This window comes from Advenella alkanexedens (assembly GCF_019132845.1).
GTDB classification, from domain to species: Bacteria; Pseudomonadota; Gammaproteobacteria; order Burkholderiales; family Burkholderiaceae_B; genus Advenella; species Advenella alkanexedens.
The window spans coordinates 1-16,545 of the sequence record NZ_JAHSPR010000017.1; the positions used below are offsets into that span (position 1 = coordinate 1).

General features: G+C 53.8%; 23 protein-coding genes and 1 pseudogene. 13 read left to right on the forward strand and 11 right to left on the reverse strand.

Translation table 11 applies throughout. From position 1 onward, the window contains the following. Positions 1 to 166 precede the first annotated feature (166 nt). The 6 genes from KU392_RS14080 to KU392_RS14105 form a co-directional block, all read right to left on the reverse strand. Entirely contained in the window at positions 167 to 469 is a 303-nt protein-coding gene (locus tag KU392_RS14080) for a hypothetical protein (protein ID WP_246587497.1), read from the reverse strand. A 223-nt stretch (positions 470 to 692) separates the two neighbouring features. After that, entirely contained in the window at positions 693 to 2,042 is a 1,350-nt protein-coding gene (locus tag KU392_RS14085) for a replication protein (protein WP_246587498.1), read from the reverse strand. A 207-nt stretch (positions 2,043 to 2,249) separates the two neighbouring features. Next, positions 2,250 to 2,573, reverse strand: a complete 324-nt coding sequence (gene parC, locus KU392_RS14090) for a ParC family partition-associated protein (protein ID WP_217735594.1) — start codon at positions 2,571 to 2,573, stop codon at positions 2,250 to 2,252. Positions 2,574 to 2,657: 84 nt separating this feature from the next. Next, positions 2,658 to 2,882: a chromosome partitioning protein ParB gene (locus KU392_RS14095; protein WP_217735595.1), complete on the reverse strand. Its 225-nt coding sequence runs from the start codon at positions 2,880 to 2,882 to the stop codon at positions 2,658 to 2,660. Positions 2,883 to 2,902: 20 nt separating this feature from the next. After that, a complete protein-coding gene (gene parA / locus KU392_RS14100) occupies positions 2,903 to 3,535 on the reverse strand; it encodes a ParA family partition ATPase (protein ID WP_217735596.1) in 633 nt (210 codons plus the stop codon). A gap of 84 nt (positions 3,536 to 3,619) precedes the next feature. Beyond that, complete coding sequence (locus tag KU392_RS14105) at positions 3,620 to 4,201, reverse strand: recombinase family protein (RefSeq protein WP_217735597.1); 582 nt, start codon at positions 4,199 to 4,201, stop codon at positions 3,620 to 3,622. 198 nt (positions 4,202 to 4,399) lie between these two features. Here KU392_RS14105 and KU392_RS14110 point away from each other — a divergent pair, with 198 nt between their 5' ends. The 3 genes from KU392_RS14110 to KU392_RS14120 all read left to right on the forward strand — a co-directional run bounded on the left by KU392_RS14110 (position 4,400) and on the right by KU392_RS14120 (position 5,168). Beyond that, complete coding sequence (locus tag KU392_RS14110; protein ID WP_217735598.1) at positions 4,400 to 4,672, forward strand: CopG family ribbon-helix-helix protein; 273 nt, start codon at positions 4,400 to 4,402, stop codon at positions 4,670 to 4,672. Beyond that, on the forward strand, positions 4,669 to 4,956 hold the full coding sequence (locus tag KU392_RS14115; RefSeq protein WP_217735599.1) for a type II toxin-antitoxin system RelE/ParE family toxin: 288 nt from the start codon (positions 4,669 to 4,671) through the stop codon (positions 4,954 to 4,956). Before KU392_RS14110 ends, KU392_RS14115 begins: the two co-directional genes overlap by 4 nt. A 65-nt stretch (positions 4,957 to 5,021) precedes the next feature. Next, complete coding sequence (locus KU392_RS14120) at positions 5,022 to 5,168, forward strand: hypothetical protein (protein WP_217735600.1); 147 nt, start codon at positions 5,022 to 5,024, stop codon at positions 5,166 to 5,168. Positions 5,169 to 5,484: 316 nt separating this feature from the next. On the opposite strand, the gene KU392_RS14125 is transcribed toward KU392_RS14120, so the two are convergent. Beyond that, positions 5,485 to 5,790 carry a site-specific integrase gene (locus KU392_RS14125; RefSeq protein ID WP_009873361.1) on the reverse strand — a complete coding sequence of 102 codons (306 nt, stop codon included), beginning with the start codon at positions 5,788 to 5,790 and terminating at the stop codon, positions 5,485 to 5,487. A gap of 265 nt (positions 5,791 to 6,055) precedes the next feature. Between KU392_RS14125 and KU392_RS14440 the strand changes: the two genes are divergently transcribed. Further along, positions 6,056 to 6,184: a type VI secretion protein gene (locus KU392_RS14440; protein ID WP_001260374.1), complete on the forward strand. Its 129-nt coding sequence runs from the start codon at positions 6,056 to 6,058 to the stop codon at positions 6,182 to 6,184. 55 nt (positions 6,185 to 6,239) lie between these two features. Here KU392_RS14440 and tet(A) read toward each other — a convergent pair whose 3' ends face one another. Further along, complete coding sequence (gene tet(A), locus KU392_RS14140) at positions 6,240 to 7,430, reverse strand: tetracycline efflux MFS transporter Tet(A) (RefSeq protein ID WP_047706567.1); 1,191 nt, start codon at positions 7,428 to 7,430, stop codon at positions 6,240 to 6,242. A gap of 105 nt (positions 7,431 to 7,535) precedes the next feature. Here tet(A) and tetR point away from each other — a divergent pair. Both tetR and KU392_RS14150 read left to right on the forward strand, forming a co-directional pair. Beyond that, positions 7,536 to 8,147: pseudogene (gene tetR / locus KU392_RS14145) on the forward strand (tetracycline resistance transcriptional repressor TetR); the annotation flags it as partial. A 389-nt stretch (positions 8,148 to 8,536) separates the two neighbouring features. Then, a complete protein-coding gene (locus tag KU392_RS14150) occupies positions 8,537 to 8,707 on the forward strand; it encodes an antitoxin VbhA family protein (RefSeq protein WP_217735601.1) in 171 nt (56 codons plus the stop codon). Between the two features lie 30 nt (positions 8,708 to 8,737). Here the strand turns inward: KU392_RS14150 and KU392_RS14155 are convergent, their stop codons facing one another. Next, positions 8,738 to 9,589 carry a relaxase/mobilization nuclease domain-containing protein gene (locus tag KU392_RS14155; protein ID WP_246587499.1) on the reverse strand — a complete coding sequence of 284 codons (852 nt, stop codon included), beginning with the start codon at positions 9,587 to 9,589 and terminating at the stop codon, positions 8,738 to 8,740. Between the two features lie 226 nt (positions 9,590 to 9,815). Further along, the gene (locus KU392_RS14160) at positions 9,816 to 10,409 is read right to left on the reverse strand and encodes a plasmid mobilization protein (RefSeq protein ID WP_217735603.1); all 594 of its coding nucleotides are present in this window, start codon (positions 10,407 to 10,409) and stop codon (positions 9,816 to 9,818) included. 274 nt (positions 10,410 to 10,683) lie between these two features. Between KU392_RS14160 and KU392_RS14165 the strand changes: the two genes are divergently transcribed. The 7 genes from KU392_RS14165 to KU392_RS14195 all read left to right on the forward strand — a co-directional run bounded on the left by KU392_RS14165 (position 10,684) and on the right by KU392_RS14195 (position 15,251). Then, complete coding sequence (locus tag KU392_RS14165; protein WP_217735604.1) at positions 10,684 to 11,052, forward strand: hypothetical protein; 369 nt, start codon at positions 10,684 to 10,686, stop codon at positions 11,050 to 11,052. Positions 11,053 to 11,061: 9 nt separating this feature from the next. Then, positions 11,062 to 11,790, forward strand: coding sequence for a nucleotide-binding protein (locus KU392_RS14170; RefSeq protein ID WP_217735605.1), 729 nt, complete (start codon positions 11,062 to 11,064; stop codon positions 11,788 to 11,790). Positions 11,791 to 11,792: 2 nt separating this feature from the next. Beyond that, a complete protein-coding gene (locus tag KU392_RS14175) occupies positions 11,793 to 12,233 on the forward strand; it encodes a hypothetical protein (RefSeq protein ID WP_217735606.1) in 441 nt (146 codons plus the stop codon). A 421-nt stretch (positions 12,234 to 12,654) separates the two neighbouring features. Continuing rightward, positions 12,655 to 13,395 carry a P-type DNA transfer protein VirB5 gene (virB5, locus tag KU392_RS14180; RefSeq protein ID WP_217735607.1) on the forward strand — a complete coding sequence of 247 codons (741 nt, stop codon included), beginning with the start codon at positions 12,655 to 12,657 and terminating at the stop codon, positions 13,393 to 13,395. Between the two features lie 10 nt (positions 13,396 to 13,405). After that, on the forward strand, positions 13,406 to 13,867 hold the full coding sequence (locus tag KU392_RS14185; RefSeq protein WP_217735608.1) for a hypothetical protein: 462 nt from the start codon (positions 13,406 to 13,408) through the stop codon (positions 13,865 to 13,867). Beyond that, on the forward strand, positions 13,864 to 14,136 hold the full coding sequence (locus KU392_RS14190; protein ID WP_217735609.1) for an EexN family lipoprotein: 273 nt from the start codon (positions 13,864 to 13,866) through the stop codon (positions 14,134 to 14,136). The genes KU392_RS14185 and KU392_RS14190 overlap by 4 nt, the downstream gene beginning before the upstream one ends. Positions 14,137 to 14,141: 5 nt before the next feature. Next, positions 14,142 to 15,251: a TrbL/VirB6 family protein gene (locus KU392_RS14195; protein ID WP_217735610.1), complete on the forward strand. Its 1,110-nt coding sequence runs from the start codon at positions 14,142 to 14,144 to the stop codon at positions 15,249 to 15,251. A gap of 154 nt (positions 15,252 to 15,405) precedes the next feature. Here KU392_RS14195 and KU392_RS14200 read toward each other — a convergent pair whose 3' ends face one another. After that, positions 15,406 to 16,368 (reverse strand): DNA-binding protein, encoded by a 963-nt coding sequence (locus tag KU392_RS14200; RefSeq protein ID WP_217735611.1) that lies wholly within the window; start codon positions 16,366 to 16,368, stop codon positions 15,406 to 15,408. Positions 16,369 to 16,545: the final 177 nt, after the last annotated feature.

Sequence of the window (16,545 nt, forward strand, 5' to 3'; positions counted from 1 at the left end):
TTTTGTTGGGTAGCGTCGGGACGACGCAAACGAGAGGGATTGAAGCCCGAAGGGGCAAGACTTGGAACAAGGCTTGATTCACGAAAGCCCGTACCGGCAACGCCGGTCGAGCATAACAATGGTGACAGCCGGTTGACCTGGCCAGCTCCCGACCGTCACCAAAATATTATTGAAACCGCTTTACTGCCGCCACAAAATCAAGCCGCAACAAGTACATTGCCAAATCAACGGCACCACCACCGCCTTTTTCTGCTCTTGTGTCATACCATTTCGGGCCGGTGGCCAACAGCTCAACCACCCCACCCCCTAAAGCGACATTGAGCCGAACGGTGTTTTTATCTTTGACCGGGACAAAGTCCGGGTCACGCTTCCAATACAGCCCCAAGGCATCGAGTGCAGCAGCCACCGGCATTGCTCGCAGTTGTTCCAGTAGCTCAGGACTGAATGACTTTCTTGATGTAGTTCTCATAAAAAACCTACCTGGCATCGCCATTAGTAATACGCAGGGACTTGTCTCAACCTGCAAAACTCCGTGCCTACGGCACTGCGCGGGGCATGGATAACTTGCAAGCAAGTTACCCACCCCCCTTGCGGCTACTCGCATTTATTCAATGCAGGGCTACTCAAAAGCTGGGCCTACGGCCCGGGCGTGGGCTTCGCCATTAGTAATACGGACGGACTTGTGCCAACATTTATTTAACCTGCTGCTGGCTTGCTTCCGCCTGTAATACGGATGGACTTGTGCCACGTTCTGACGGCATAGGCTTCCCTGCTCGATACCATGTGCGACGGCTCATACCCAAGGCTTCCCAGGGCTTCTGGCGGCTTAATGACTGGCTTTCATAGGTTTCCCTATCCACCGCCCCGGCTGCCCTTCTAGCAGCCTCCTTGCGCGCTCTGTCGCGCCCCTTGGCCATGTCTTTACTGATAATCGTGCGTAGCTGGGCCTGCTCGTCATCTGTAATCTGAAAAAGATTGATTAGCGTGTCGTTTTTCGGGGTGTAGAGCGGTGCGAACTCTCGACCGCCAAAGCTGATTTTTTCGCCCTTCTCGTAGGCTTTAGCTTTGCTGTAGAGCGTCATCAGCTCTTTGTCACGATAAGCCCAAGCCGGGGCCAGCTCGGCGGCTAGGGCTTTTGCTTCGTAATACATCTGGCTGCTATGGGTTGCACCAGACAGCAGTAGGAAGTTAAGACGCCAGAAAAGGTGCTGCATACGCTCGCCTTCGCTCACACCGCCGCGCAAGGTGGCCAGCTTGCGTAAATCTTCGAGTCGGTGCCATGCTAATTGCCTGCCGCTGAATCCGCGCAAGTTGTCGGTTTTGGCACCCGGCAGCAGTTTTAACTGCCGGCGTTCTGCACGCTCCTGGCGTTGCTGTTCAATCGTCCAGCGAGCCACTGGCAGCAGCATTTCGGCCAGGTACTCGAAGTTATAACGCACCGGCTGGCCGTCTGGCCCGTTTTCAACGTGAACAACGCGGCAAATCTCGCCGCTTTTACTGTTGACGGTTTCGACCAGGCGAAGCACCCGGCTTGCATCTTTCGCGGCTACGTCCGCGCCTACGGGCCGCAAGCGGTCAATAAGGTACTTTTGGCAAGCATTCCAGCGGGGCAAGGCTTGGCGCGGTATCGTGCCGTCTAGCAGCCATTTGGCTTGTATGCCCCGACCGCTGAAAATCAGCATCGAGGGCGTGGGGATGCCTTCCTGGGCGCAAAAATACAGAACGGATGCTGCCAGTTGTTCAGGCGTGCGGCCAGTGGCCCAAGGGGTGCGGTAGGTGTCCAGGTCAGCGAACAGCAGCCCTACACGGGCAAGGTTCACTACCCGACGATTCGGGCGGATAAATTCGGCTTGTGTTAGCCAAGTGTCGCGGCTCTTGTCGATCAGGTTTAGAACGGTCGGCATTTCGGTCAAGCGGTGTGATGACTGCCGCTTGTCGCCGTTCACATCGACAAGGATAGAGAAAAAACCAGAACGCGCCGGGTCGTGGTACGCCCGCGCTTCTTCTTCTCGGTCAAATAGTGCTAACTGTGCTACCGCCATAATGCCCCATTTTGGTATTCGCGCATGATGCGTCTTGGTACGCAAAAGCACACGAAAATACTTGTCAAAGCAGGGTTCAGGCCGTAGAATAGACAGTAGCAATCAGTCTGTTTTCTACCTACGGCTGTCGTTCCGCAACTCGCCAAAGTTGTCGGTTCGTGAACCCCGCAAAGCCCCGTCGCCAAAACGGGGCTTTTGCTTTTCTAGTCAAAGCGTTTCGCCGGTGCCATCCAGCAAATCGCCACCTTTCTTGTTCTTGGCAAACATTCGTGGATGAAAGCCCGTTAAATCCGATTCAAACCGACAGATGCCATTCTGTATCAGCGTTGATGCAGCTGCATCAAACGAACGAAAGTAACGAACCCCGCCACGTGAAAGCCCTAAAACAAAGTCTTTCCCACCAACTTTCAGGGCTATGACTAGCCCCTCGTCCTGGCAGCGAATGACCGTATCTTGAACGCTGTTAGCTGCTAATAGCTCCTTGAAGCCAGCCGGGCCAACAACACCTACCGAATTCATATCCATAATCATGCCCTACCTGCACTGACTAGACAAGCAAATTTGAAGTTTGCAAACAAAAATACCTAATGTGTAAACACTCAAATACTCATTTACTCATGATTCTGGCAAGCTATCGACGTAGTTCGTCAAAAGTTCTTTGATACTCATACCCTGTTTTGCAGCGTACATTTTCAGCTTTGAATGCAAGCCAGGTGACAGTTCAAAATTGACCCGTTTTAATTTATCGCCATCATCCGACAAGCTGGCCAGCGTCTTTGCTTTATCGCTAGCGCGAACGCTTGGCCGTCCGGCACGAAGTGTAGTTGTAGGTTTATTCATTTACTCATTACCTCAAAAGCTCAAATGAGTTTTTGCACAATTTCAGCGGTCAGGGCGCGAATCTCTGCGGCCGCGTCGCCTTCCGGCTCGGCATCCATGACGGTAATACCAGCAGCAGCAGTACCGGGATAACTCACTCGCTGGGTAATGCGTGCATCAAGAATAGGTAGCTCGTAACCCTCTAGGGCTTCGGCCACCTCGCTGCCAATGCGAGTACCTTTAATTGCACGCGATACGACAAAGGCAGCTTGCAGCTTGCCGTCGGTCAGCTCTATGCGTTGTTTAACCAGGTCAACTAAATCAGACGTAGCCCAAATATCGTATGGGCTGGGTTGCACTGGTATCAGGATAAAGTCAGCCGCCTTGATTGCAGATACAGCCAGGTCAGCGGCCTGCGGTGCGCCGTCGATGACAACGTAATCAACTTTACGGGCTACGTTCTTCACGTCCCGGTCAATCGTGGCCCGGTCGATGCCGACAACGGTTAACGGCTGGTCTTCTCGTACAGCGGCCCAGTCGCGGGCGCTGCCCTGCGGGTCGGAATCGACCAACAGCACGTCTAAACCGTCCAGTTGCAAGGCGCGGGCAAGGTGGGTGGCAATCGTTGTTTTGCCACTGCCGCCCTTTTGATTCAGCACTGCTATGACTTTCATGTCTACCCCTGATGAAAAGCTCAAATGATGTTTTACTCATTGCATCATAACAGATCATGAGTAAATGAGTAAACCAGTTTTACATCATTTCTTACGCTCAAGAGCGCGATACAGCGTAGACCGATGCACGCCCAGCAGCGCGGCGGTTTCCTTCACTGTCCGGCCTTCCAGGTCGATCAGTTCGCGGGCATGTTCAATCTGCGCAAGGGACAAGGTAGGCCGTGGGCCAAACTTCACGCCTCGGGCTTTGGCCGCTTCACGGCCTCGCCTGGTACGGTCAATAATCAACGACCGCTCAAACTCCGCTATACCCGCAAACACGGTTAAAACCATGCGCCCAGCTGGGGTCGTGGTGTCGGCCCAAGGCTCGGCCAGCGACCGCAAACCGGCACCCTTGGCCTGTAGCTGCTCGGCTATATCCAGCAGGTCGCGGGTGCTACGGGCCAGCCGGTCAAGGCGGGTCACTGTCACCACGTCACCGGCTCGCAAGTGGTCAAGCATCCGGTCAAGCTCCGGGCGGTCGCGCCGGGTGCCGGTAATCTTCTCGGAAAACAGCTTAGTGCAGCCAGCGGCTTGCAACTCTGCGCGTTGGTTGGTCAAGTCCTGGTCATCGGTACTGACGCGGGCATAACCAAGCAGCAGGCCCGTAGTGGCGGTTTTGTTCATAATTCAGTGTCTCCGGTTTTAGTCGCATGTAGTGATTATATGCGACTAAAACTAACGACACTAAAACATCAGGTAAACAGCAGAGTGGCGGCATGTCGCATGTCTTAGGATATATGCAACACCCCAAGACAATTTCAGCGTGCTTTTTTATACTGACAAGGTATATACTAAGTTAGTACCTAAACAAAGGAGGGCAAAATGTCCAAACAAGCTGTTTTCACAATGAAGCTAGAGCCGGAATTACGCGAAAACTTCATGGCCGAAGCCGCTGGCGAAGACCGCCCGGCTTCCCAAGTTATGCGCGAATTGATGCGCGGATATATTGAGCAACGCCGTCAAGCCCGCGAGTACGACGACTACCTACGGGAAAAGGTCGAGGCTGGACGCGCTTCAATGCGTGCGGGCCTGGGCCGTTCAAATGATGAAGTTGAGGCTACGTTTGCGGCCAAACGTGCGGCGGCGCAAGCGTGATAGTTATCTGGACACCGAACGCGGAACAAGACCGGATGGATATTTGGGACTACATCGCAACGGACAACCCCAGCGCAGCGGCTCGTATGGACGCTGTTTTCAGCGATGCCGCTGCCAGGCTGTCAAAGCATCCGAAGCTCGGCAAAGCTGGAAAGATCCCCGGAACCCGCGAACTGATACCCCATGAAAACTATCGCCTTGTGTACGAAATCGACGGTGGCAAAGTTTGGGTGCTTGCACTAATGCACACGTCCAGGTTGTGGCCACCAGTGAACCGTTTTTAACGGCGTGACAAACGCCAATTAGTGTCGGTGCGCTAACACCGGCTTTTTATCAGGAGTGGCAAACCATGAAACAAAGAAAAGAAAAATCCTTAGAGCTTGTAGATAATTTTTGCGAAGCCCTGGGTGATGTTATCCAGCAGGATAATGAGGGGCTAGGCATACCCGATGATCAGGTGGAGGCATTTGTGGATGCTTTTTTTGAATTAAATTAGATAAATCTCTTATTGATAGACAAACACACTACACTTAATACCCATTATGTTAAAAACGACAGGATTCATGAAAATCATCAGAATTGTGCAGGATGGTTCACCTATCGATTAGATATGGGGTCTGAAGGCCAATAGAACGAAAACGTACGTTAGTGAAGTAACTGTCTGATATATCGAAACATAATGTACATTGGAAAACGCCATCAAAACGGTGTCTTTTTAATCGAAAATTGGCACTTAACGGACTTTCTTGTCTACTAATCGATTTTTCAGACGATAATTTTCCTCTTACCGTACGTTTTCGTACGGTTGGACCTCAAACCCCTTTGAGCGTGGCAAGCTGCACAAAGGGATAGGGCGGCACCAGAGAAAAATCACTCAGGGTCAATGCCAGCGCTTCGTTAATACAGATGTAGGTGTTCCACAGGGTAGCCAGCAGCATCCTGCGATGCAGATCCGGAACATAATGGTGCAGGGCGCTGACTTCCGGTGCCAGCAGATATTTTGGCAGTTTGCCTTGGATCAGAGCCATCTGACGCAGGGCTAGTGCAGCCGGATAGTCAATAGCTACCGGCAGCGGTGCGGACTGTTGTAACTCAGAATAAGAAATGAGGCCGCTCATGGCGTTGACTCTCAGTCATAGTATCGTGGTATCACCGGTTGGTTCCACTCTCTGTTGCGGGCAACTTCAGCAGCACGTAGGGGACTTCCGCGTTTCCAGACTTTACGAAACACGGAAACCGAAGACCATTCATGTTGTTGCTCAGGTCGCAGACGTTTTGCAGCAGCAGTCGCTTCACGTTCGCTCGCGTATCGGTGATTCATTCTGCTAACCAGTAAGGCAACCCCGCCAGCCTAGCCGGGTCCTCAACGACAGGAGCACGATCATGCGCACCCGTGGCCAGGACCCAACGCTGCCCGAGATGCGCCGCGTGCGGCTGCTGGAGATGGCGGACGCGATGGATATGTTCTGCCAAGGGTTGGTTTGCGCATTCACAGTTCTCCGCAAGAATTGATTGGCTCCAATTCTTGGAGTGGTGAATCCGTTAGCGAGGTGCCGCCGGCTTCCATTCAGGTCGAGGTGGCCCGGCTCCATGCACCGCGACGCAGCGCCGGCAGGCAGAGCAAGTAGAGGGCAGCGCCTGCAATCCATGCCCACCCGTTCCACGTTGTTATAGAAGCCGCATAGATCGCCGTGAAGAGGAGGGGTCCGACGATCGAGGTCAGGCTGGTGAGCGCCGCCAGTGAGCCTTGCAGCTGCCCCTGACGTTCCTCATCCACCTGCCTGGACAACATTGCTTGCAGCGCCGGCATTCCGATGCCACCCGAAGCAAGCAGGACCATGATCGGGAACGCCATCCATCCCCGTGTCGCGAAGGCAAGCAGGATGTAGCCTGTGCCGTCGGCAATCATTCCGAGCATGAGTGCCCGCCTTTCGCCGAGCCGGGCGGCTACAGGGCCGGTGATCATTGCCTGGGCGAGTGAATGCAGAATGCCAAATGCGGCAAGCGAAATGCCGATCGTGGTCGCGTCCCAGTGAAAGCGATCCTCGCCGAAAATGACCCAAAGCGCGGCCGGCACCTGTCCGACAAGTTGCATGATGAAGAAGACCGCCATCAGGGCGGCGACGACGGTCATGCCCCGGGCCCACCGGAACGAAGCGAGCGGGTTGAGAGCCTCCCGGCGTAACGGCCGGCGTTCGCCTTTGTGCGACTCCGGCAAAAGGAAACAGCCCGTCAGGAAATTGAGGCCGTTCAAGGCTGCCGCGGCGAAGAACGGAGCGTGGGGGGAGAAACCGCCCATCAGCCCACCGAGCACAGGTCCCGCGACCATCCCGAACCCGAAACAGGCGCTCATGAAGCCGAAGTGCCGCGCGCGCTCATCGCCATCAGTGATATCGGCAATATAAGCGCCGGCTACCGCCCCAGTCGCCCCGGTGATGCCGGCCACGATCCGCCCGATATAGAGAACCCAAAGGAAAGGCGCCGTCGCCATGATGGCGTAGTCGACAGCAGCGCCGGCCAGCGAGACGAGCAAGACCGGCCGCCGCCCGAAACGATCCGACAGCGCGCCCAGCACAGGTGCGCAGGCAAATTGCATCAACGCATACAGCGCCAGCAGAATGCCATAGTGGGCGGTGACGTCGTTCGAGTGAACCAGATCGCGCAGGAGGCCCGGCAGCACCGGCATAATCAGGCCGATGCCGACAGCGTCGAGCGCGACAGTGCTCAGAATTACGATCAGGGGTCTGTTGGGTTTCACGTCTGGCCTCCGGACCAGCCTCCGCTGGTCCGATTGAACGCGCGGATTCTTTATCACTGATAAGTTGGTGGACATATTATGTTTATCAGTGATAAAGTGTCAAGCATGACAAAGTTGCAGCCGAATACAGTGATCCGTGCCGCCCTGGACCTGTTGAACGAGGTCGGCGTAGACGGTCTGACGACACGCAAACTGGCGGAACGGTTGGGGGTTCAGCAGCCGGCGCTTTACTGGCACTTCAGGAACAAGCGGGCGCTGCTCGACGCACTGGCCGAAGCCATGCTGGCGGAGAATCATACGCATTCGGTGCCGAGAGCCGACGACGACTGGCGTTCGTTCCTGAAGGGCAATGCATGCAGTTTTCGACGGGCGTTGCTCGCTTATCGCGATGGCGCGCGTATTCATGCCGGGACGCGGCCAGCCGCGCCGCAGATGGAAAAAGCCGACGCGCAGCTTCGCTTCCTTTGCGATGCTGGCTTTTCGGCAGGTGACGCGACCTATGCGTTGATGGCAATCAGCTACTTCACCGTCGGCGCTGTTCTTGAGCAGCAAGCTAGCGAGGCAGACGCCGAGGAGCGGGGCGAAGATCAGTTGACCACCTCAGCGTCTACGATGCCGGCGCGCCTACAGAGCGCGATGAAAATCGTCTACGAAGGCGGTCCGGACGCGGCATTCGAGCGAGGCCTGGCTCTCATCATCGGCGGTCTTGAACAGATAGAGCCAAGGCCAAGGAAGGGTAGACCGTGGACATTCGACCGCTTCAATGCCGCGTGCGACACTCCAGATGCGGAACAAGTGCAAGCGGTACTCTACCCGGACGATGAGGAAGGCTTCACGTTGTATGCCCGTCAAGGGCATATCTTGCGAGCGGTGAAACATAAGGGGCGAGCGGTACGGTTTCGCACATTCGAGAAGGCTTTAACGACACTGGCAGACGTGGCGCACTTAGCACCTGAAATCGTCGTTGACTCATCTGGCTGGCAGCAGAAATCCGGGCCGGTTTAATAAAAGGAAAGCCCGGCACGCGCTAACGTGCCGGGCTAGATGCAGCCCCAGGAGTGGCAACTCTAAAAGGCTGCAAGCGATTACCAAAACAGGCAACCACCATGACCAATACTATCAAAACTGGCGATTTAAGCGAATTCGCCCGTGCCTCGGTAGGGCTGGAAGGCTTCGAGCCTTCCAAGGCTGACGAGCTGGCCGCACAGCGGTTTGTGGCCGGTGAAAGCACCCTTGCCGAGTTCGTCCATGTAAAGCCCGGCAGTGGTGACAAATAACTGACCTGGCCAGCTGCTCGGTGTCGCCAATTAACGCTCTGGGCCTGTATCTCTGTTCTGCCCTTGTTGTTCCTGGGCTTTCGTCTTCACCTGGCCACGTTCTATGCCTTTTCCACCTTGGTCGGTTGTTCGCTGCAAGGCTTCAACTTGCTCCATGTGTCGCGTTTTAACAGGCGGCATCTGCTTAATAAATTGCACAATCTCAAGGGCTAATTGCTGGTCTTCCCGGCCACCAGCAACCAACGCCCGCGCCACGGTGCCGAAATCATGCTGTACCTGCTTGCGCCGGGCACTGATATTGTCTTGCGCCGGGTTAATGTGCTTCCGGCCTGTCTTTGCTTCCAACTCTACCGCCTTGCGCTGTGATTCCGTCACGCGGGCTGGTTCCTTGCGTCGGCCTTTGCCATGCTCTTTGTTGATGTGACGCACCGCCTGCTTATCGGCTTTCTTAACCACGCCGCGAAGCTGTCGGGGTGTCGCGTTAGCCTCAATACCCTGCTCCCGCAACTTCTCGGCGAATGTTTCGCGCCAATGCTGCAAGTCGGCCTTGCGGGGGTTGAGTCTCACACCATCCAGGTCAACCGCTTTGACTGCAAGGTGAACGTGCGGATGTTTTTCATCATCGTGAGCAGCAAAAACGTACTGGTGATTGCTAAATAATTCACTGGCAAAAGCTCGCGCTGCATCTTTAACAGCGGTTCTATCAGTACCGGGCGGCATGGACAAAACGATATTGAAAGCCTCGCGCCGCTTTCCATTTTCGTAAGGAATACCTGCACCTTTCCAGTCATCCCGAACATCGCGGACTTCCTCTTTGCCCTGGTGTATGCGTCCCTGTTCGTCTTCTATTTCCACCTCTCCATTGCGTGATATGTAATCCATGTGCGCCTTAATACTCCGCATATCCTTACCGCCACCTGAAATCTTTACCATGACTTCCGGTGCTTTGCGCACGGTTGCTATTAGTTTTTGACGTGCAGCCGTAGCGGATATATTCCGCTTACTTGCTGGCTTCACATAAGCACCACCCGCAATGTTTCGGCCCTTCTTTGCCTTGACTACACCCTTACTTGCAACTTCTCCCCAGTCGCGTAGAACGCCGTCTATTTCACGCATTGCCGTCCTCCTCTAACTCAACGCCCCAGCGACTAAGGCTTGCGTCTTGCACTTCTGCAACCCTCTCCGCGTGCTGGTAAATGAAGGTCGATAACTTCTCTATCTGCTCCGCCCTAATTGTCCCTGGCAAACCTTCATTCAATCGCTTTGCAATCTGATTCAAGTTTCGGCCAATGGCTCGCAACTGATAGGAAGACTCCCATAGAGCTTTTGTCGTCTCCATCGTGAACTGTGGTTCATGGGTAAGGTGCGCCCTTACACAATTAACTATCCAACGCTGGATAGAACAGCCCTCGGCCTCGGCCTTGGTCGCAATGGCTTGATGCTCGGTCGCTGTAAGCCGCACCTCTACCCGTTCCTTGGGCGCATCGTCCGGGCGGTCGGCTGCCTGGAAAAACACCCGGCGCCGCGCCTCCGCTGTTATGTCATCCTCAACAATCTGGCGCATCAATGTACGCATCACATCAGACGATTTTCTGTCCGTCCTTGAGCACCAGGAATCCCACTGTTCTTTCAGGTCTGCCGGAACGCGAAGGCGGTAAACGTAGCTGTCGCGTGTCGCGCCGATTTCAGGTTTTCTTGCCATGACTCCCCCCACGATAAAGATGATGACCCCCTACTTTGTGCCATAGTGTGGCACATTTACCGGCGTTAGCCTATCCTGCATTAGTCCATCATCATCTATCGTATTTTCATCACAACACAACGCTTACGCACTGATTACACAACAAAAACACACCATAACGATTCATAATCAATACGAATACACAACATTTACACTACTACACACAACATAAAAGAATTGACAACACAACATAAACACAACAAAATAGCGTTAAGAACAATTTCTGGGGCCAAGAATGGACAAATCACCAGCAGCGCAAGCCCTTTTGTCGCTTGCGAAAGAAAACGCGGGACGGACAAAAGCAGCCCGTCTGCGTGAGGTTTTTGACGAGATAGAAACGGCTCAAAGGGCAGGGGTCAGCAACGCCAAGATTGTAGAAACACTCAATGAACAGGGCTTTGACCTGACCCTGAAAACCTTTGAAACGATGCTCTACCGAATCAGAAAAAAACAACGTCAAGCCACGGCATCACCGGCGGGCCGTAGCCATGACAAACCCACCCCGCCGACACCCTCCGCTGTCAGAGAAACAGGGGCCACCAAACCCAAACGATTCACCCATGACGCATCTGCTGGAACACCTGACAGCGATTTACTTTCATAAGGAATAATCATGAAAAATACTGTGCATTTCATTCTTCAAGGTAAGGGTGGTATAGGAAAGTCCTTTATCGCTGCACTCCTGGCCCAATACTTCAAAGGAAAGGGCGCTGAATTAAAGGCTTTCGATACAGACCAAGAAAACACCACGTTCGGCCATTACAAGGCTCTGGACGTTCAATGTATCTCTGTTAAAGACAAGTCAAACATCATTAATGCCAAAGGTTTTGACCCGCTTATTGAACGGCTTCTGACCGAAGACGGAACATTTGTTATCGACAACGGTGCTAATACTTTTTCGCCGCTTATCTCTTACATGGTCGAAAGCGACATTTTGGAAATGCTGCGCGACAACGGAAAAACCGTCTATATCCATACAATCGTAGGCGGTGGCGACACTATGGCTGACACTGCGAATGGTTTTAACGCCATCGTGAAAGGTATAGGGGATACCCCTGTCGTTCTATGGCTCAATGAACACTTTGGGGAAATGATTACTCCTGACGGAAAGAATTTTCAAGAAACCAAGGTTTTCAAGACTCATGAGAGCCAGCTACATGGAGTCATAACCCTGCAAGCGCGGAACCATCAAACCTATGGTGATGACTTGAAACGTATGAACGCTAAGCGTCTTACCCTTGATGAAGTCATGCAGTCGCCCGATTTCGTCGCAGTAGAGAAACAACGTATTCGTACCGTTGCAAAAGACGTTTTCAATCAACTTGACCAAATAGAGTTTTAACTATGGATAGACGCAAATACATTGCGGAGCTGGTCGAAAGAACTGGTATCCAGTTTGACCAGGACGACCCAATTTTTGCCGTTGTCATGCTGAATCAGCTTATTCTGGAAGAACAGAAAAGCGAACTGGAAACACTGGTAGAACAGTTGTCCAGCACTGGAAAGGCCATAAACGGTGAAGTGGTGAAGCAGGCTCAAACGCTATGGGACACCAAAACCCGACAGCTCAACGCCGAAGCTGCCGAACTGAAAATGGCGCTACTGCGGGAACACAGCCACTTACAAAAGGGAGCACGTGAAGCGGTAACACAAGCGGTCAATGATGCAGTGGTCAACCTGACCAGCTCAATGACGGACAACAACCGCTCGAACTGGACGGCTACGATTGTCGGCGGTCTTGTCGGTGGTCTCGTTGTCGCCTTGGTAAGTTTCCTGATGCAATGATGCACGCCGCCCCTGTTGGCCCTGCGGGCCAGGGTGGAAAAGGTGCCTAACGGCACAATACTTATTTACTCAAATACTCATTTGAGTTATTATAAGTTATGAGTAAAACGGTTGGCGACAGAACAGCTAACCAGGTGCGGCCACATAGTCACCATTGGCTTTACCGCGCCAAAGTAGGAAAATTGATAAACCATACTGATAAGTTTTGGTATATCAAACTAACAATTTTGGGTATCGCCCATCTACTTGAACGGCTCCGCGCTGCGCCCGTTCTGACCGGCTGGAAAGGCAGCATGACTACGCGGAAAGGCGCGTTGTGATAGCCCGAAAGGGTGCGCTCCCGGATGGGGAGCAAGGCCGCTCTAATAGGCGGATTGGCTTAACTGCCCGATGCCCTCCTAATCTCATAGGAGTGGCAATCATGACTACATTAAAAATTCTCGCTGTCGCTGGCGTCGCTGGCTGGCTGCTCTTTGGTAACCATGCCCAGGCACAAATCCCCGTCACTGACGGCGCTTCCATCGCGCAGAGTGCTTTAAACCAAGCTCAAACGATTGCTCAATGGACTATGCAAATTCAGCATATGGTCGAGCAAATCGAAAGCATGGAACGCGAATATAAAGCGCTGACAGGTGGCCGTGGCTTCGGCACCATCCTAAATGACCCGCGTTACCGTGAATACCTGCCGACTGAATGGCAAGGTGTTTATGACGCTGTGCGCAATGGTGGTTATGCCGGGCTGTCTGGTCGAGCTGCTGAAATCTACAACGAAAACCAAGTCTTTGACGGCTGCGCTCATATTCAGGTCGATGCCCAAAGGCTCGCATGTGAAGCCAGGGCGGTAAAAGGATCCCAAGACAAAGCCTTCGCCCTGGACGCCTACGATGCCGCCCGTGATCGCCTGAACCAGATTGACCAACTGATGGCACGCATCAACAGCACTCAAGACCCCAAGGACATTGCAGAGCTGCAAGGCCGTATAGCGGCTGAGCAAGCCATGATTGCCAATGAGCAAACCAAGCTGCAAATGTACTCAATGGTTGCCGCAGCCGAAGACCGGCTTCAAGAGCAGCGAGAACAAGAGCTGGCTATGAAAGACGCCGCCAAGCGTGGCGGATTGTTTGAAACCGTTGAACCAATGAATTTCAAACTTGGTCACTAAGGGGGCTGTCATGGGTGCTTTATTATTTCTGATGCTTGTTCTTGTAACAATGGTAAGCATTGCAATCTATCGGTTCTGGACCTGCATTAACCAGCTCGGCCAGTCGAAAGAGTTGATGCGCCTTGCACCGAACATGGCGGCCCTTGATGGGGTAACTATCTTCGCCGCTCTTTCAACCCTCTACTTTGCCGCTCTAGGCTGGGGTTTCGATCTGCCGCTGTTCTTCCATGATGAACCTTTGGCTGATTGGCAAAACCTTTTTATGGCTTTGGCCTGCTGCTTTACCTGCATAGGGCTGTCTTTGAAAAACGCCGGTCGCCGCTTTGAGCATGGCCCGTCTTGGGGTGGAATGCGAGAAAGCGCTGTTCGCACCCTGGTTGCATTTCGCATTTTGGATGCGGTCGATGTTTCCCGCGCTATGAAAGAAAGCGAACTCGTCATTGAAGCCAATACCCTGGAGGTACGGAAATGAAAAAAATCATGCTTTCCCTGGTCATTGCTTCTGCTTTGATAGGTTGCAAACAGGAGCCGGTCGAAGTCGTCCAGTCCGTTGACTGGTACAAAGAAAACACCGCTGAACGGCTTGAGCGACTAGCAAAGTGCCGGGCCAGCCCTGGCGAACTGGCCGATACGCCAAACTGCATTAACGCAGAACAAGCGGCAAGCCTTGCTGATGCTGCCAAACGGGGTGGTCTCTTTGAAAAGGTCGAACCTATGCCCGACTTTAAGCTAGGGAGGTAGGAGGCATGACAGCAAAAACAACGGTCTTCCAAAACATCGGCGGTGCCTTGGATAATGCTACGGCCACGTTCGTAACTGACGTGGTGGCAAACACCATTGCAATCATCACGCCCTGGGCTATCGGCGGCCTAACGCTTTTTATCGTTCTCTATGGCTATATGCTCATGCTGGGAAGGGTACAAGAAGCAGGTACAAGCGGCCTTATCATGGCGGGTAAAGTGCTTTTTGTGGGCCTAATGGCGCTCAACGCTGACATCTACCTAAACTGGGTTGTAAGTGGCTTGCAGGGTATTGAAGAAGGGCTGACAGCCGCATTTGGTGGCTCTGCCGGTGGCACCATTTATAGCACCTTGGATAACAGTCTCAGCAAAGGAATGGAACTAATCCTCAAAGCAAGAGAAAAAGCCAGTAATGCTGGCTGGCGACAAATTGGCACCATCTTTGGGTGGTGGCTGATCGCTATACTTATTGCCATTGGCTTTGGTTTGGTCGTCGTCTTTGGTGGAATTGCTATTCTTTTGTCTACCGTATATCTAAAAATCCTGTTTGCAATCGGCCCGCTATTTATCTTGATGTTGATGTGGCCAGTTACTGCGCGGTTCTTTGACCAATGGTTCGGCTTCGTGATGAACCATACTCTGATCGTCGCACTAACCGCCGTAGTATTGACCCTTGGAGTTAGTATATTCGATTACCAAATATCAAGGGTTGCAATGGATAGCGAACAAAACATGCTGACCGTGGCCCTTGAGCTATTAATTGTGGCCGTAATTCTGTACGCATTGGTTAAAGGCGTAATACCAATGGCAGCCGCGCTTGCTGGTGGCCTCACAATGGGCGTTATGACGGCACGTAGCTTGAGCGGTGGCGTAAGACAAACGGCTAACATTGCCAAAGGCGCGGGCGCTGGGATAGGCGCAGCAAGTAAAGGCATGTACGGTGCTGGTAAATGGGCTGCTAATAAATTTCGTCCTGGCAACAAAGTTACCAATGACCCCCAAGGCGGTGGCGGTGGCGGTGGCGGTGGCGGTGGCGGTTCCGGTGGCGGTGGGTGGCAACCCGCATACCGTGACGCCGTGCTGGCAAACCTCCAAAAGACACTAGGCAGACGCTAACCCTCAAACTCACACCACGGCCCCGCATTTGCGGGGCTTTCTTTTGGGTGGCAGGAAATCATGCACGCCGCCCCGCCCGCTGCGCGGGCCGGGCAAAAGGCGGCTTTGCCGCTTGGTGACGCCGCCATGCACCTGGCTGGGCTTTCTGTCGCCATTACTCTGCGGCATCCTTCTTGGCGGCGGGCGTCCGATTCCTCGGTGCTGCTGCTTTGGGCTGGGCTTTGAGTGCGGCCACCAGTTCTTTATTCTGGCTCTCCATCACTTCCAGTTTCCCGGTTAACCCTGCGACTTGCTCGCGTGCCGCTGCGGCGGTCTGCTGGGCTTTTTCCAGCCCTGCGGCCAGTTTGTCGGCCTGTGCCTGCAAATCCTTCTGACGATTTGCTGCGGCCTCCTGCTGTGCAACACTGCGAGCCTGTACCGTTGCCAGCTCCTGCGCGGTGGTATCGCGTTGCTCTTGGAGTGCAGCCAGCTCGGCCCGGTGCTGTTCGGCTTGCTGTTCCATTTTCGCCCTGATTGCTTCCAGCTCCTGCCGGTACTGCTGCACCTGCTGCTGTGCTTCGGTCTTTTCCTCGGCCAACTCGGCGCGTAGCTCCTCGATGCGCTGCTGTCCGGCCTGTTCGCGTGCCTCGATCTCATGCAGGCGACTAGTCACGCCTGCCAGCTCTTGGGCCAACTGCTGTTGTTTTTCACCGGCCACCTGGGCGGCATCCTGTGCTTCTGCCAACTTCTGCCGGGTATCGTCCAATTCGTCGGCCTGCTGCTCGAATGCCTGGGCCAACTCGACCCGCATCGCGTCGGTATCAGCCCGTTCAGCCTCCCACGCTTGTTTTGCTGCGGCCAATGATTCGTTTGCCAGCTCCTGCGCTTCACTCCACAAGGTCGCCAGTGCGGCACTCATGGCTTCCTGTACGCGCTCGGGGATTGCCACGGCCACCGCTGCCGGTGCTGCGGTCTGCTGCCGTCGCCATTCCTTCATCACCATGCTAGTGGTGTTCATGTCGGCCTTGGCGGCTCGCCTCACTTGGTCAACGGTCGGGAAGCGGTCGCTACCACTTTCCTGGTAAAGCTGGTTTGCGGCTTCAATGATGCGGCTGCGTATTTCGTTGCTGATTTCCATAGTCTCCACCCTTTTTGGCTTAATCATAATAATAAGAATAATAACATTCTTATTATTCTTATGCAAGGGTTATTATTTTCCCCGCCCGCTCCAAGCTTTTGAGTGGATGACGGGTCAAGGGGTTGGTGCGGCCCGCAGCCCGCCAGGGCGAGGACTCGGCCCCTTGACGCGGCAGGA